This is a genomic window from Bacillus sp. RC240 (genome assembly GCF_044907945.1).
In the GTDB taxonomy this organism is placed as follows: domain Bacteria; phylum Bacillota; class Bacilli; order Bacillales; family Bacillaceae_G; genus Bacillus_A; species Bacillus_A mycoides.
This window is the reverse complement of the sequence record NZ_JBIYCT010000007.1, coordinates 160,466-175,673: the sequence shown is the minus strand read 5'-3', so window position 1 is coordinate 175,673 and position 15,208 is coordinate 160,466. Positions and strand designations below refer to the sequence as shown.

The 15,208-nt window shown below is 36.9% G+C and carries 13 protein-coding genes and 1 riboswitch; of the genes, 9 read left to right on the top strand and 4 right to left on the bottom strand.

The features are described 5' to 3' along the window. The first annotated feature begins 48 nt into the window (after window positions 1-48). The 6 genes from ABH955_RS21485 (at window position 49) to ABH955_RS21460 (ending at window position 7,206) form a co-directional block, all read left to right on the top strand. On the top strand, window positions 49-795 hold the full coding sequence (locus ABH955_RS21485) for an HAD family hydrolase (protein WP_404446955.1): 747 nt from the start codon (window positions 49-51) through the stop codon (window positions 793-795). A 155-nt stretch (window positions 796-950) separates the two neighbouring features. After that, on the top strand, window positions 951-2,315 hold the full coding sequence (gene gabT / locus ABH955_RS21480) for a 4-aminobutyrate--2-oxoglutarate transaminase (RefSeq protein ID WP_404491647.1): 1,365 nt from the start codon (window positions 951-953) through the stop codon (window positions 2,313-2,315). A 306-nt stretch (window positions 2,316-2,621) separates the two neighbouring features. Then, a complete protein-coding gene (locus tag ABH955_RS21475; RefSeq protein ID WP_404457547.1) occupies window positions 2,622-4,004 on the top strand; it encodes a sigma-54 interaction domain-containing protein in 1,383 nt (460 codons plus the stop codon). Continuing rightward, complete coding sequence (locus ABH955_RS21470) at window positions 3,982-5,391, top strand: APC family permease (RefSeq protein ID WP_071735241.1); 1,410 nt, start codon at window positions 3,982-3,984, stop codon at window positions 5,389-5,391. The genes ABH955_RS21475 and ABH955_RS21470 overlap by 23 nt, the downstream gene beginning before the upstream one ends. Further along, complete coding sequence (gene gabD, locus ABH955_RS21465; RefSeq protein WP_404457550.1) at window positions 5,384-6,835, top strand: NADP-dependent succinate-semialdehyde dehydrogenase; 1,452 nt, start codon at window positions 5,384-5,386, stop codon at window positions 6,833-6,835. The genes ABH955_RS21470 and gabD overlap by 8 nt, the downstream gene beginning before the upstream one ends. 47 nt (window positions 6,836-6,882) lie before the next feature. After that, window positions 6,883-7,206 carry a DMT family transporter gene (locus ABH955_RS21460; protein ID WP_000263259.1) on the top strand — a complete coding sequence of 108 codons (324 nt, stop codon included), beginning with the start codon at window positions 6,883-6,885 and terminating at the stop codon, window positions 7,204-7,206. A gap of 40 nt (window positions 7,207-7,246) precedes the next feature. Here ABH955_RS21460 and ABH955_RS21455 read toward each other — a convergent pair whose 3' ends face one another. From ABH955_RS21455 to ABH955_RS21445, 3 genes are all read right to left on the bottom strand, one after another. Further along, window positions 7,247-8,476 carry an aminopeptidase gene (locus tag ABH955_RS21455; RefSeq protein ID WP_002010058.1) on the bottom strand — a complete coding sequence of 410 codons (1,230 nt, stop codon included), beginning with the start codon at window positions 8,474-8,476 and terminating at the stop codon, window positions 7,247-7,249. Between the two features lie 116 nt (window positions 8,477-8,592). Then, window positions 8,593-9,675 (bottom strand): polysaccharide deacetylase family protein, encoded by a 1,083-nt coding sequence (locus ABH955_RS21450; RefSeq protein ID WP_377954386.1) that lies wholly within the window; start codon window positions 9,673-9,675, stop codon window positions 8,593-8,595. Between the two features lie 113 nt (window positions 9,676-9,788). Next, entirely contained in the window at window positions 9,789-9,962 is a 174-nt protein-coding gene (locus ABH955_RS21445; RefSeq protein WP_404491646.1) for a hypothetical protein, read from the bottom strand. A gap of 217 nt (window positions 9,963-10,179) precedes the next feature. Between ABH955_RS21445 and ABH955_RS21440 the strand changes: the two genes are divergently transcribed. Continuing rightward, the gene (locus tag ABH955_RS21440; RefSeq protein WP_404457559.1) at window positions 10,180-10,887 is read left to right on the top strand and encodes a hypothetical protein; all 708 of its coding nucleotides are present in this window, start codon (window positions 10,180-10,182) and stop codon (window positions 10,885-10,887) included. Window positions 10,888-10,933: 46 nt separating this feature from the next. On the opposite strand, the gene ABH955_RS21435 is transcribed toward ABH955_RS21440, so the two are convergent. Then, window positions 10,934-12,130, bottom strand: coding sequence for a NupC/NupG family nucleoside CNT transporter (locus tag ABH955_RS21435; protein WP_002063580.1), 1,197 nt, complete (start codon window positions 12,128-12,130; stop codon window positions 10,934-10,936). Between the two features lie 196 nt (window positions 12,131-12,326). Next, window positions 12,327-12,428, bottom strand: a riboswitch (purine riboswitch). A gap of 121 nt (window positions 12,429-12,549) precedes the next feature. Between ABH955_RS21435 and rlmD the strand changes: the two genes are divergently transcribed. Then, window positions 12,550-13,926, top strand: a complete 1,377-nt coding sequence (gene rlmD / locus ABH955_RS21430) for a 23S rRNA (uracil(1939)-C(5))-methyltransferase RlmD (protein ID WP_044444283.1) — start codon at window positions 12,550-12,552, stop codon at window positions 13,924-13,926. 201 nt (window positions 13,927-14,127) lie between these two features. Then, the gene (locus tag ABH955_RS21425; RefSeq protein WP_016121383.1) at window positions 14,128-15,117 is read left to right on the top strand and encodes a tRNA dihydrouridine synthase; all 990 of its coding nucleotides are present in this window, start codon (window positions 14,128-14,130) and stop codon (window positions 15,115-15,117) included. Window positions 15,118-15,208: the final 91 nt, after the last annotated feature.

Below are 15,208 nucleotides of genomic sequence, written 5' to 3'. Positions count from 1 at the left end.
TATTTTATTGATACACTGGAAGAGATAAGAAATGAGAGGTAGGATGCTATGGAGAAGGTAAAAGCAATACTATTTGATAAAGATGGGACATTAATGGATTTTCATTCAATTTGGATAAAAGTAGCTGAAGAGCTTGTCGCTGAATGTATAAAATTATATCAACTCCCACAGTCAATGCAGCAGGCTTTATTAAAAGAGATTGGCGTAGATGGAGCATTTGTTCATCCGCGTAGTGCGCTCGCTGCTGGAACAAGTCTTGATGTGGCCAAGGGGCTTTGTAAGTATGTTGCATCATCTAGAGAAGAAGAGATGCATCAATGGGTGAGTGAAAAGTTGTTTGCTCTTATGTACGAGCATCGTTCACATATGAGAATGACGGCAGATTTACCGAAAGTTTTACAAGCGTTAAAGGATAGAGGGTTTATTCTAGGTGTCGTTACAGCTGATGATTTCGCGCCGACAGAATTATTTTTAAAGCAATATCAATTGGAAGCTTTTTTTGATTGTGTTATAGCTTCAGATACATTTCCAGCACAGAAGCCAGATAAAAAAATTGTAGAATCGTTTTGTGAGAGATTTAATTTAGAGACATGTGAAGTAGCAGTCGTCGGGGATACACCGACGGATTTACATTTAGCGAAAAATGGTGGCGACTGTTATGCGATTGGCGTACTATCTGGTACGGGTGATCGTCAAACGTTAGAACCACTTGCAGATTTAGTATTACAATCTGTTGAAGATTTAATTTCTCATTCAGGTGAGTTTATTTGGGAAGAAGGAAAGTCTAATGTATAAATGGATAAGTCTATAAGGACTCTATATGAGTCCTTATAGACTTATTTTTTTATGCCAAGATAGTAAGAGAATGGGATGAATACTAGAAAGAGGAAGTTGGCATACATCTTGCAATATAAAGAGAAAACATTGTATAGAAAAGGATGGGGTACACAATGAACACAAAAAAATTTGCTAAGGTAAATGAACAAATTCCAGGACCGAAAGCAGCGTCTTTATTAGAACGCCGCCAAAATATAGTACCAAAAGGAGTAAGTAATGGTATTCCAACATTTGTACAGTCTGCAAATGGTGCACTCGTAACAGATGTGGATGGAAATCATTACATTGATTTCGCAGGAGCAATTGGGACAATTAATGTAGGACACTGTCATCCAGCTGTTAAAGAAGCGCTTCATAAACAAGTAGATCAATATATTCATACTGGATTTAATGTGATGATGTATGAGCCGTATATTGAATTAGCGGAAAAGCTTGCCGCATTAGCACCAGGTAATTTCGATAAACAAGTGCTGTTTTTAAATAGTGGGGCAGAAGCGGTTGAAAATGCAGTGAAGATTGCTCGTAAATATACGAAGAGACCTGGAATTATCGCATTTTCTAAAGGATTTCATGGGCGTACATTAATGACAATGACGATGACAAGTAAAGTAAAACCATATAAATTTGGATTTGGCCCATTTGCTCCAGAAGTATATAAAGCGCCATTCCCATATGAATACCGTCGCCCAGAAGGGTTAACAGAAGAGCAGTATGATGACTTTATCATTGAAGAGTTTAAGAACTTCTTCATATCAGAAGTAGCACCAGAAACAATTGCAGCTGTTGTAATGGAACCTGTTCAAGGGGAAGGCGGATTTATCGTTCCAAGTAAGAAATTCGTTCAAGAAGTACGCAGCATTTGTTCAGAGCACGGTATTTTATTTGTAGCTGATGAAATTCAAACAGGCTTTAGTCGTACCGGAAAATACTTTGCAATTGATCATTATGATGTCGTTCCAGACTTAATTACGGTATCTAAATCATTAGGTGCTGGTGTACCGATAAGCGGCGTGATTGGGCGTAAAGAAATTATGAATGAGTCTGCACCGGGAGAACTGGGCGGAACATATGCAGGAAGCCCACTAGGATGTGCGGCTGCATTAGCTGTGCTTGATGTAATAGAAAAAGAGAAATTAAATGATAGAGCGATAGAAGTAGGGAAAGTCGTAATGAACCGATTCCAAGAGATGAAAAACAAATATAATTGCATCGGTGATGTGCGTGGCTTAGGGGCAATGTGTGCATTCGAGCTCGTTCAAGATCGCAAGACGAAAGCGCCTGATAAAACACTAGCGTCTAATTTATGTGCAGAAGCAAATAAGCATGGATTACTTCTACTATCAGCAGGAACATATGGAAATGTTATTCGTGTTTTAATGCCATTAGTGATTACAGATGAGCAACTTGAGGAAGGTTTAACAATAATTGAAGAATCATTGCAAGCTTGTTATGAGCAAGCAAATATCGCTCGTGTTTAAAGAATTGGGATAACTTAAAAAAGGGCATAAAGCTTTTCTTTTTAGGCGGAAGAGAGCATCTGGTCATATATAGAATCGATCAGCCCCTTTTCCTGCTCCATGCCAAGCTAAAACAAAGTGAGGGTGTGGTTGCGATGGCATTCTGTATTTTTCAAGGCAGCGAATTATGTGTTGAAAAATATAAATAGATTTGTATAAATAACAAATTGAAAACATTCTAGCTTACTCTATATAAAATGCAGAAAATTCACTTTATAATAAAGGTAGTGAAGTGAATCGATGGATTTAAAGTAAGGGGTGGCTAGGATGGTTGCAGAAAAGGAACGAGTGTTGATGGATTTACAAGATGTATTTGAATATGCATTTGACGAAATTTTTGTTACGGATGATAAAGGAATCGTTGTACGTGTAAATAGCATGTGTGAAAGACATTACCAGCTCTCTGCTAAGGAATTGGTAGGAAAGCATGTAAAAGAACTACAAAAAGAAGGGATTTTTTATCCGTCTGCAACGTTAGAAGTAATTGAAAAGAAAAGGCCAGTTGAACTTGTTCAAACAACGAAATCAGGAGAGTATTTGCATGTTCGTACAAGGCCTGTTTTTGATGATGAGGGAAATTTAAGAAGAGTGATTAGTTATTCTCGTGATCTTACAGAACTCTATCAATTACGTCAAAAGGTAGAGGAAATGGATAATCAGTTAAAAACATATAAAAAAGAATTAAGAGAAACATATGAACACGAAGGACTTATTTTTAAAAGTATCACTATGCAAAAAATAATCGAAACAATAAAAAAAGTATCTGTAGTAGATAGTACTGTTCTCGTATTAGGTGAGACTGGAGTGGGGAAAAGCCGATTAGTACGCCATTTGCATGAAGTGAGTCACCGGAAGAATGAAAGTTTCTATGAAATTAATTGTGCGGCATTGCCGACGAATTTAATCGAATCTGAGCTTTTTGGATATTCAGGTGGGTCTTTTACAGGTGCAAATCGTGAAGGGAAAAAGGGGCTATTAGAATCAGCGCATAAAGGAACCCTTTTCTTAGATGAAATTGGTGAAATGCCGCTTGAAATTCAAGCGAAGCTTTTGCAAGTATTGCAAGAAAAAACGTTTCGTCCTATAGGCGGAAGAGAATTAAAAAAGGTGGACGTTAGAATTGTAGCGGCAACAAATAGAGATTTAAGTACGATGGTGAAACAAGGAACATTCCGGAAAGATTTATACTATCGTCTGAATGTCATTCCAATTTCAATTCCGCCACTTCGGGAGAGAACAGAAGACATTTTGCCGCTCATCTATCATTATTTACAGCATTTTAATAAAAAGTACGGACGTGATGTGAAGTTAGCACCTAGTACGTTACAAATGTTTGTAGGGTACCCTTGGGAAGGAAATAATAGAGAGATTGAAAATGTAATTGAGAGGATTGTTATAACTGCTGACGATGTTGTCACGATAGAAGATTTGCCAATATCGATGCAGGAGTCTACAGTGGAGCAATCGGGTCAAAGTCTCTATAAAATGTTAGAAGAAGTGGAACGAAACATTATCTTAAAAACATACAAAACACATGGATCCAGTTATAAAGTCGCAGAATTCTTGAAAATAAGCCAATCTGCTGCTACTAGGAAAATTAAGAAGTTTATAGAGGAGGATTATATAGTTGGAGGAGAAGAAGGAACTTAAAAAAGTGCTATCACGTTTTGATGTTCTTTTCCTTGCGATAGGCGCTATGCTTGGATGGGGTTGGGTTGTACTCTCAGGGGATTGGGTTACATCGGCTGGTTCTATAGGGGCAGTTATTGCTTTCGTTATAGGAGGATTACTTGTTATTTTCGTTGGACTAACATATGCTGAACTTGCTTCTGCCATGCCGGAAACAGGCGGTGGTTTACTATATGTAAAAAAAGCATTTGGGAAAAAATCAGCATTTATCGCATCGTGGGCAATGGTGCTTGGATATGTATCAGTTGTTACTTTTGAAGCTGTTGCCTTACCAACAGTGGTAGATTATATATTGCCAAATTATCAAAGTATTTATTTATGGACGATAGGAGGCTGGGATGTATACTTGACGTGGGCGATGATTGGAATGGGCGGAGCATTACTTATTACAATCATTAACTACTTTGGTGTCAAAACAGCCGCTGTATTTCAAAGTATATTTACAATATTTATTGTAGCGACGGGCATTATGCTCGTTTTTGGATCTAGTTTCAACGGAGATACAAAAAATTTAGAGCCATTTTTTATAAATGGTGCAGGTGGAGTAATGGCTGTCCTTATAATGGTTCCGTTTCTATTTGTCGGATTTGATGTAATCCCACAAGTAGCGGAGGAAGTGAATCTTCCGTTTAAAGAAATCGGAAAACTTTTAATATTCTCTGTTGTTTGTGCGGTCGTATTCTATCTACTTATTACAGTTGGAGTTTCGATGGCATTAGATCAAAACGCACTCCTGAATACAAAATTGGCAACTGCTGATGCGATGGGAGCAGTTTTTGGATCGAAAATATTTGCGAATATTTTAATCTTTGGTGGGTTAGCTGGAATTGTTACAAGTTGGAATGCTTTTATTATTGGAGGTAGTCGTGTGTTATATGCGATGGCTAAAAATGAAATGATTCCAGCTTGGTTTGGAAAAGTACATCCGAAATATAAAACACCTACTAATGCGATTATGTTCCTAGGGATGCTATCATTTTTTGCTCCGTTACTTGGAAGACCAGCACTTGTATGGATTGTAAATGCAGGTGGGCTTGGGATTGTTGTTTCATATTTATTAGTTAGTTTATCATTTTTAAAGTTACGCAAAACAGAACCTAATATGGCTAGACCGTTTCGAGTGAAGAATGGAAAAGTAGTCGGGAGTATAGCGGTAATATTAAGTATTGGTTTTATTTTATTGTATATGCCAGGGATGCCTGCTGCATTAATTTGGCCGTACGAATGGCTAATGGTGTTAGGGTGGACGATTTTAGGTGGTTATTTCTTTATGAGAATGCTGTTTGATAAGTATAAGAATAATTCTAATGAGAATGAAGATATAGAGGAGGAAGAAAACATTGGATAAAAAAGCGACGTTCGTAAACTTAGAGAAAAAGGCGATGTATATAAATGGTGAGTGGATTACACTGCAAGAACAAATCGAAGTGAATAATCCAGCGACAAAGGAAGTATTTGCAACTGTACCAAAGGGCGGGATTACAGAGGCAAAGCAAGCAGTTGATGCTGCACATGAAGCTTTTAAATCATGGTCAAAATTAACGGCAGCGGATCGTGCAGTAAAGTTAAAAAAGTGGTTCACGCTCATTGATGAAAATAAAGAAGAAATTGCAGCAATCATGACGAGAGAACAAGGGAAGCCGTTTGCAGAAGCACTTGGTGAAGTGAATTATGCAAATAGTTTTGTTGAATGGTACGCAGAAGAAGGAAAGAGAATATACGGTGAAATGATTCCTGCTTCTCATCCGGATAAGCGTATTTTAGTTATGAAGCAACCAGTTGGGGTTATGGCAGCTATTACACCGTGGAACTTCCCAGCTGCTATGATTACAAGAAAGGTAGCTCCAGCACTTGCAGCAGGCTGTACGGCAGTTGTGAAACCAGCGAGTCAAACGCCATTAACTGCATTGAAGTTAGTTGAATTAGCACATGAAGCAGACATTCCAAAAGGTGTAATAAATATTGTAACAGGTAGTGCAAAAGCAATTGCTGATACGTGGATGGAAGATGAGCGCGTTCGAAAAGTTTCTTTTACAGGATCAACTGAAATTGGGAAAGAATTAATGGCTAGCGCTGCGCAAACGATGAAAAAGGTTTCGCTTGAATTAGGTGGTCACGCTCCATTTATTGTTATGAATGATGCTGATTTAGATAAGGCGGTAGAAGCGGTAATTGGTTCGAAATTCCGTAATGCAGGACAAACGTGTATATGTACAAACCGCGTCTTTGTTCAAGAAGAAGTGTACGAAGAATTTGCAGTGAAGTTCACAAAAGCTGTAGAGCAGCTTAAAGTTGGAGATGGATTCGGCGAAGGAACAACTGTAGGGCCACTTATTGATGCGAATGCAGTTTCGAAAGTACAAGAACATATTGAAGATGCAATTCAAAAGGGCGGAGAAGTTTTATACGGTGGCCATAAATTTGCAGAGTTAGATGGTTATTTCATTCAGCCAACAGTAATTGGATTGGCAAATGACACGATGCTTTGTATGAATGAAGAAACATTTGGACCAGTTGCACCAGTTGCGAAATTTAAAACAGTTGAAGAAGTAATCGAACGAGCAAATAATACACCGTATGGCTTGGCTGCTTATATTTTTACAAAAGATATTAGCCAAGCATTCCAAATTAGTGAAGCGTTAGAGTACGGAATTATCGGCTTAAACGATGGCCTTCCATCAGTTGCACAAGCACCGTTTGGTGGCTTTAAAGAAAGTGGTATCGGCCGTGAAGGAGGCCATTTCGGTATCGAGGAATATTTAGAAATTAAATATATTTCGTTAGGACTATAAGTAGTATACTAGAATCTCTATAAGGTAACAGAGAAGGAGATTCTAGTATGGTATATTGGCTATTATTACTCGTAACAATTATTTTTGAAGTAGCTGGAACGATTGCGATGAAGTTATCGAACGGTTTAACAAAGCTTGTTCCAAGTGTACTTATTTTCGTATTCTATGGAATTTGTTTCAGCGTGTTTGCTATCGTTGTTAAAAAGATTCATTTAAGCATTGCTTATGCAATTTGGTCTGGTGTGGGAACGCTACTTATTACAATCATTAGTGTGTACTTTTTTAAAGAGCATATTAATTTATTCCAAGCATTTTGTATTCTCTTTATTGTTTTAGGCGTAATTGGACTGAAAGTGTCATCGGCATCATAAAAGGCTATCTTCCGGCGTGGAAGATAGCCTTTTATTTTTATTAAAACGCCCAGTTACCTTTACGGAAGATCGGCTCATGTCTTCCATCAGCTGTAATGCCGTCGATATCAAGCTCAGCTGATCCAATCATGAAGTCTTCGTGTGTAATACTAGCGTTTGCGCCATTTTCAGCAAGTTCTTCTTTAGACATTGTTTTTCCGCCAACTAAGTTAAATGCATAAGCATTTCCGATTGCAAGGTGGCAAGATGCATTTTCATCAAATAGCGTATTGTAGAATAAAATATTTGTGTTTGAAATTGGTGAATCATGAGGTACTAAAGCTACTTCGCCTAAGAAGTGAGAACCTTCATCTGTTTCTACTAAATGTTTTAAAGCCTCTTCACCAGATTCAGCTTTATAGTCTACGATACGTCCGTTTTCGAATGTTAATGTAAAGTTATCGATAATATTACCTGCAAATGCTAACGGTTTTGTGCTAGATACTTGGCCGTTCACACCTGTTTTAAGAGGCATTGTAAATACCTCTTCAGTTGGAATGTTAGCCATAAATGCTACGTTCTTTTCATTTAAGCTACCAGCACCAGCCCATACATGCTTCTCTGGAAGTTCGATTGTTAAGTCTGTTCCAGGGCCTGTATAGTGAAGAGCTTTATAATGTTTTTCGTTTAAGTAATCTACTTTTGTATGTAGTGTTTCATCATGTTCTTTCCATGCTTCCACAGGATTTTCTAAATCAGCACGAGTAGCTTTGAAGATAGCATCCCATAGTTTTGTTTCTTGTTCTTCTGGCGCTACGTCAGGGAATACTTTTGCAGCCCATTCTTTCGTAGGAACAGAAATTACGCACCAGCTTACTTTATCTGCTTGTACATAATCACGGTATACTTTCATCGCTTCTCCAGCTACTTTATGAGCTGTTGCAATTTTCTTTGGTTCTACACCTTTTAATAGATCAGGATTCTCTGCATAGATGGACATAAATGCAGCGCCTTCTTTTGCTAATTCTTCACGAGCATGTGCTTTCCAAGAAGGGAATTCAGAGAAAGCTTCTTCAGGAGCTAGATCGAACTTTAAGCGTGTTAACGTCTCATCATTCCAATCAACATATACGTGTTTTGCACCAGATTTATATGCTTTTTCTGTAACTAGGCGTACAAACTGTACAGCCTCAAGAGGTGCACTGATTGATAAAGTTTGTCCGGGTTGAATATTAACACCAACATTGACTGCAAGGGCAGCATATTTCTCTAACGTTTGTTCAAATGACATATGTATAATCTCCTTTAGTTTGAAAGATTTCTTACTATATATAATACAAGAAAATTCTAAAAATATATATAAATATAACGTAAAAAGAGAGCTCAAAATGTATTGAGCTCTAATAGTTATTTAATCGAAGAAGCAAATTGTTCTACAGTCGTTGTATGGTGTATGCGAACACGCTTCATTTTTAACAACTCATCAGGTTCACCCTTCGTAATGAATTGTCCAGGCTTCGTTGTTGTTGCAAATTGATAGTGTTTCTTTGTTTCTGCGACAACTTTATCATCTACATGACCGAAAGGATAAGCAATTGCGATAACAGGCTTACCTGTTATTTTCTCTAGCTTTTCTTTTGATCCTTTTAACTCTTCATCATAGTTTGTAATTTTCGGCAAGTCTGCGTGTGTTGCTGTGTGAGATTGTACAGAAAAAATACCTGAATCAACCATTTCTTTTATTTCAGATGTAGAAAGAGCTCCTTCTACATCAACGTTATCAACAATCATATATTCCGTTGCCGCTGGTTTAAATTTATCGTCTTTTAGTTTTTGTAAAACATGAAATGCATTCATATTATTTTTCATACCGTCATCAAATGTAACGAAAATCGGCTTGTTTACTTTATTTATATCGCTCCAGCGTTCAAATGTTAATAATGTATAACGATTGTCTTTTAAATACTTCATTTGTGCTTCAAAGTTAGCAGGCGATACGAATAAATCTTTAATACCTTGTCCATGATAATCATCAATTGCGTGGTACATAAGAACAGGAACTTTTTGCTCGAAAGTAATAGTAGATTTCGTAAGTGGAATAGCTTTTCCGCCCTCTGTTGTTCCTGTTGCTTCAATTTGGTACTCACCGCGTTTTCCTTCAAATTCTTTTATATCAAAGGGAAGTGTAAATTGTTGATTTTTTTCTTTAGAAGAAAAGGATTTAGCACTTTCCCTTCCATCAGCAGTGCGCCAAATTTTATATTGTACTTCGGTTAAAGAATCTTTTATGTCTGTAATATGAATATTTGCGTTTGTAGATTCGTGCGTAAGTGGATTATAAGAAATTTTACCTTGTGTTTGTACAGTCTCTGCTTGTTTTTTTACTTCTTGTACCTTTTTCTCTTTTGCAGGTTCTGGGCTAGCATTATTTGTGTTACAGCCTGCTAGAATGGCAGACGTACATAAAGCAATCGCTGCGTATTTTCTCATGAAATCACCTTCTATTGTGTATTATGTTGCATACTTACATTAAAATCCCCACCGCTATAAGAGAGGTGGGGATATACCCTTGTTCATCATATCACTTTTAGGTGAAGGGTAGGTTAATGACTTTGAATAGAGGTATTCGTTCGTTTTTTATTTGATTTGATAATGATATAACCTACTACAAAAATAAGAGGGATAATAAATACATAGATTGGCATTCCCCATACATAATAGCTTTTCATGCTTAAAATTAGTAAGTGTAAGAAGTCGAAAAGGGCGTGGGCTTTCATAATATCCTCCAATATATTTTTGCAAATTATAACATTTTTCATTTGTAATTTGTATATTTTTGTAAATGATTTAAGTTAATTTTAAAGTAAGAGAAAGGTTTATTAATATGTAATTTTGCATATGTAGAGTAGTTTCTATTGAAATATCAGGATTTTGGACTATAATAAGAACCGCTATAAATGTAAGCAAGAATGATGTACGGAGTGGAGAACAGAGATGAAGTATAAAAAATTAGTATATATCCTGCTCATATTGCTATTCATAGTCGGTTGTCAAAGTGAAACGAGTAAAGCGAATAGTGTGGAAGAGTATATTCCGCCGCATCTTATGAATGCGGAAGTGACGGCGGATATTATGACGATTGAGATGGATCGTGATACTCGTAAAAAAGTAGAGGCTATTACTAAAAAAATGAGTGATCATGTGAAAAATGATAAAGAGTGGTATGTAAACTACATATCGGGGCATATAGATAAACAGGTGAAGCCATATCATCCTAATTTTGGTATTACAGAAGAAGAATATAACTTTTTTAGGAACGCCGTTGAGAATAGTAGTTTATCTAATACAAGTGATGGAAAACTGCAATTTAAACAAAAAAGTAACCATGAGATAGAAATTGTTTCAAGCAAAAACTTAGAGCTATTTCGAAATATAGTAATTGATACGGAGAAAAATATAGTAAAAACTTCGTTTGGAGAATGTCAGTATGTTGGAGAAGAAAAAACATCTTTGGAACAAAAGATAACGGGGCCCTGGCATGGCAAGCAATGGATGCTAAAAGAAGAAAATTTAATTTATATATTTTCTTTGGGTAAGCTTGAAGGAGAGGATAAATCCATTATTGATATTTCAGTAAAAGGTATACACGAAGGAAAACTTATTAGTAAAGAGGAAGTAATTGAATTCCGTTCTATTTCATAAGGAATCAAAAAAATCACCTTACTTAAAAGCGTAAGGTGATTTTTTATTAAATAAACAATCCAGCGATTGTTGCAGATAAAATAGAAGCAAGTGTTGATGCAAATAGCATTTTCCAACCGAATTTTGATACGATGCTTCCTTGCTTTTCAGAAAGGGCACGGATTGTACCAACGATTGCACCAATTTGGCTAATACTTGCAAAGCTAATTAAGAATACAGTAACGATTCCAACTGTACGTGGATCTAATGTTGCAGCAGCGCCTTTTAAATCAAGGATTGCTACAAACTCGTTTAATACAATCTTCGTACCCATAATACCACCAGCTGGGATAATATCATGAGTTGGGATACCCATTAAGAATGCGAATGGAGCAAGTATATAACCGAAGATTTGTTGTAAAGTAACAGCATATCCCATTGCACCTGAAGCAGCGCTGATTACGTAGTTTACAACTTCCATAACACCGATAAAGGCGATCATTAATGCGGCAACGATACCAGCTACTTTTAAACCATCAAGCGCACCGTTAATCATTGCGCCGATAAAGCTGTCTCCGAATAGAGTTCTATCAAATTTTTGAATCACTTCATCTTCCTTTTTCGTATCAACTGGTGTTAATAACGAACAAACGATTAAGCTTGAGAATAAGTTTAGTGGAAGAGCTGCTAGTACATATTTCGCATCTAACATCATTACGTATGATGCTGTAACAGAAGCAGAAACTGAGCTCATCGCAGAACAACAAATGATAAACATACGGTTTTTATTAAAATGCTGTAAATCGTTTTTAATAACGATTAACGCTTCACTTGAACCGAAGAATACAGAGTTTACTGCGTGGAATGATTCAACGCGTGGTAAACCAGTAATTTTTGAAATTGCACCGCCGACAACGCGAACGATGAATGGTAAAACACCTAAATAACTAAAGATAGAAAGTAGTGCTGAGAAAAATACGATAATTAATAATACATTTAAGAAAAAGACAAAATCTCTTTGAATTCCATTAAAGAGAAAATCGACACCTGTCGTACCAAGTTTAATTAGTTTGTTGAAAACTTTACTAATGAAGATGATAATTTGTTGACCAATTTTTGTGCCAAACATAAACCAACCGATTAAAATTTGGAAACCAATCATAATAGCAATTGCACGGAAGTTGATTTTACTTTTGTTGTTTGACAAAGCAAAGCATAAACCTAAAACGACAAGAATACCGATAATGCTCATTACATATTGCATGTAGTTGCCCCTTTCAGAAGTTCGTATAAAGTTTTTACATAAAACGCTCGTTATATTACTAAAAATAAAGTAATGGAAGTTTCATGTCATACGTAAGATGTCTGACCTTTTTGAAAAATAAAAAAAGACCCCTATGGATTCACTTTCATCTATGAGAGAAAGCTAATCAATAGGAGTCTTTTTTATACATAGGCTAATATTCATTAGTTTTCCCCATAGTCCAGCAATTTAAGGTTGCCGGGTAGAAACTCTCGATCCATATTATCGACTATATATGAGGTAACATCGTCCGTATTAAATTAGTAGTAGCGTAACATTACTAGAGAACTATCGTCAATAGCTTTTTTTCTTCCAATAGAAATAGACCATATAAGTATGATAAAATGTAACGCAGTGTTATGAAAAAGAGAGGTCGGAAAATGAGTATAAAAATGACGCCACCAGTTGAAAAAAACGAGTTTATAGATGTAGTGTTTGAAGATTTAACACATGATGGTGCCGGTGTTGCGAAAGTGAAGGGATATCCTATTTTCGTAAAAAACGGATTACCAGGTGAGGAAGCGCAAATTAAAATTATTAAAGTGAAGAAAAATTTCGCGTTTGGTCGTTTAATGAAGCTTCATCAAGAAAGTCCATATCGTAAAGATGCAGAATGCCCCGTGTACAACGAGTGCGGAGGTTGTCAACTTCAGCACTTAACATATGAGGGACAATTAAAAGCGAAAGAAAAACAAGTACGTGACGTTATGCAGCGCATCGGTGGATTAAGTGATGTTCCTGTTCATCCTGTACTTGGAATGAAAAACCCGTGGGTATACCGCAATAAAGCACAAGTGCCAATTGGAGAACGTGAAGGTGGACTTGTAGCTGGTTTCTATCGTCAAGGAACGCATGACATCATTAATATGGAATCATGCTTAATTCAGGCGGAAGAAAACGATACATTAATTCAAGAAGTAAAACGTATTTGTGAAAAGCACGGTATTTCGGCTTACAATGAAGAGCGTAACAAAGGAACACTTCGCCACGTAATGGCTCGCTACGGACAAGTAACAGGGGAAATTATGCTTGTCTTCATTACACGTACAGCTGAATTGCCAAATAAAGAAGCAATCATTGAAGAAATCGCTGCGAAATTCCCAGAAGTAAAATCAATCGTTCAAAACGTAAATACGAAACGTACAAACGTTATTTTCGGAGATAAAACGACAGTACTGTACGGATCAGAATATATTTATGACTTTATCGGTGACATTAAATTTGCGATTTCAGCACGTTCATTCTATCAAGTAAACCCAGAACAAACGAAAGTGCTATACGATAAAACGTTAGAATACGCAAAATTAAATGGTGACGAAACAGTAATCGATGCCTATTGCGGAATCGGATCAATCTCCTTATTCCTAGCGCAAAAAGCGAAAAAAGTGTACGGTGTTGAAATTGTTCCAGAAGCAATCGAAGACGCAAACCGAAACGCAGCACTAAACAACATGACAAACGCTGAATTTGGCGTAGGAGAAGCAGAAGTAGTCATTCCAAAATGGTACAAAGAAGGCGTAATCGCCGACACAATGGTCGTAGACCCACCGCGTAAAGGCTGTGATGAAGCATTACTAAACACAATCATCGACATGAAGCCAAAGCGCGTCGTATACGTATCGTGTAACCCAGCAACATTAGCACGCGACTTAAAAGTACTAGAAGAAGGCGGATATAAAACACAGGAAGTACAACCTGTTGATATGTTCCCGCATACGACTCATGTGGAGTGTGTGGCTTGGCTTAAGTTGGTATAATAAAAAAGCAGTTGATATAGAAAAATCTATACCATCTGCTTTTTGGTTTATAAAAATACCATTCAGCAACGATTTTAGTTAAAATGAATATTGCTGATTTTCACAAAATATAAATGCCCAAATGTACTTTTGCTATTTGGCTTTATATTTTTAAATTGAGAGTTTGAAATTGTATTCATATTGAGAGGATTTGAATTTGAAATGATAGATAATTTTTGGAATGATTTACCACGACCATTTTTCGTACTTGCACCAATGGAAGATGTGACAGATGTTGTTTTTCGTCACGTAGTAAGTGAAGCTGGTAGCCCAGATGTATTCTTCACAGAGTTTACAAACTCGGATAGCTATTGTCATCCAGAAGGTATGAAAAGTGTACGTGGCCGTTTAATTTTTACAGAAGATGAGCAACCGATAGTGGCGCATATTTGGGGAGATAATCCTGAATATTTCCGCCAAATGAGTATTGGTATGGCAGAGTTAGGATTTAAAGGTATTGATATTAATATGGGCTGCCCTGTACCGAACGTAGCATCAAGAGGAAAAGGTAGTGGCCTTATTCTACGTCCAGACGTTGCGGCAGAACTTATTCAAGCAGCAAAAGCGGGTGGACTACCTGTCAGCGTAAAAACACGACTTGGCTTTAAAGAGTTAAGTGAGTGGGAGGATTGGTTAACGCACATTTTCAAACAAGATATTGCGAACCTTTCTATTCACTTACGTACAAGAGAAGAAATGAGCCAAGTAGATGCGCACTGGGAACTAATTCCGGAAATTAAAAAGTTACGTGACCGTATCGCACCAAATACGTTAATAACAATCAATGGAGACATTCCTGACCGTCAAACTGGAATGGAACTTGCTGAAAAATACGGTATTGATGGCGTTATGATTGGACGAGGAATCTTTAAAAATCCGTTTGCCTTTGAAAAAGAACCGAGAGAGCATAGCAGTCAAGAACACCTTGACCTTTTAAGACTGCAGCTTGACCTTCAAGATCAATATGCAGAAGTACTACCACGTTCAATCACAGGGCTTCATCGCTTCTTCAAAATTTATGTAAAAGGATTCCCTGGAGCTGCTGAACTAAGAAATCAATTGATGAACACGAAATCAACTGATGAAGTGCGTGCGTTGCTTGATAAGTTTGAGGCGAGTGTTGATAAGGATGGAGATAGTGAAACAGTGTAACTTTTGAAAGTTAGAGGGATAGGGTGTAGCGATTTTATGAGTGTTTGTTCCATTTTAATTAAGGTGAACCGTATCATAAGTAAGTGAGGTA

Excerpts from the sequence above, each read along its gene's own strand:
- ABH955_RS21485 (WP_404446955.1), top strand. The coding sequence starts at position 49 with ATGGAGAAGGTAAAAGCAATACTATTTGATAAAGATGGGACATTAATG.
- gabT (WP_404491647.1), top strand. The coding sequence starts at position 951 with ATGAACACAAAAAAATTTGCTAAGGTAAATGAACAAATTCCAGGACCG.
- ABH955_RS21475 (WP_404457547.1), top strand. The coding sequence starts at position 2,622 with ATGGTTGCAGAAAAGGAACGAGTGTTGATGGATTTACAAGATGTATTT.
- ABH955_RS21460 (WP_000263259.1), top strand. The coding sequence starts at position 6,883 with ATGGTATATTGGCTATTATTACTCGTAACAATTATTTTTGAAGTAGCT.
- ABH955_RS21455 (WP_002010058.1), bottom strand. The coding sequence starts at position 8,476 with ATGTCATTTGAACAAACGTTAGAGAAATATGCTGCCCTTGCAGTCAAT.
- ABH955_RS21450 (WP_377954386.1), bottom strand. The coding sequence starts at position 9,675 with ATGAGAAAATACGCAGCGATTGCTTTATGTACGTCTGCCATTCTAGCA.
- ABH955_RS21445 (WP_404491646.1), bottom strand. The coding sequence starts at position 9,962 with ATGAAAGCCCACGCCCTTTTCGACTTCTTACACTTACTAATTTTAAGC.
- ABH955_RS21440 (WP_404457559.1), top strand. The coding sequence starts at position 10,180 with ATGAAGTATAAAAAATTAGTATATATCCTGCTCATATTGCTATTCATA.
- ABH955_RS21435 (WP_002063580.1), bottom strand. The coding sequence starts at position 12,130 with ATGCAATATGTAATGAGCATTATCGGTATTCTTGTCGTTTTAGGTTTA.
- rlmD (WP_044444283.1), top strand. The coding sequence starts at position 12,550 with ATGAGTATAAAAATGACGCCACCAGTTGAAAAAAACGAGTTTATAGAT.
- ABH955_RS21425 (WP_016121383.1), top strand. The coding sequence starts at position 14,128 with ATGATAGATAATTTTTGGAATGATTTACCACGACCATTTTTCGTACTT.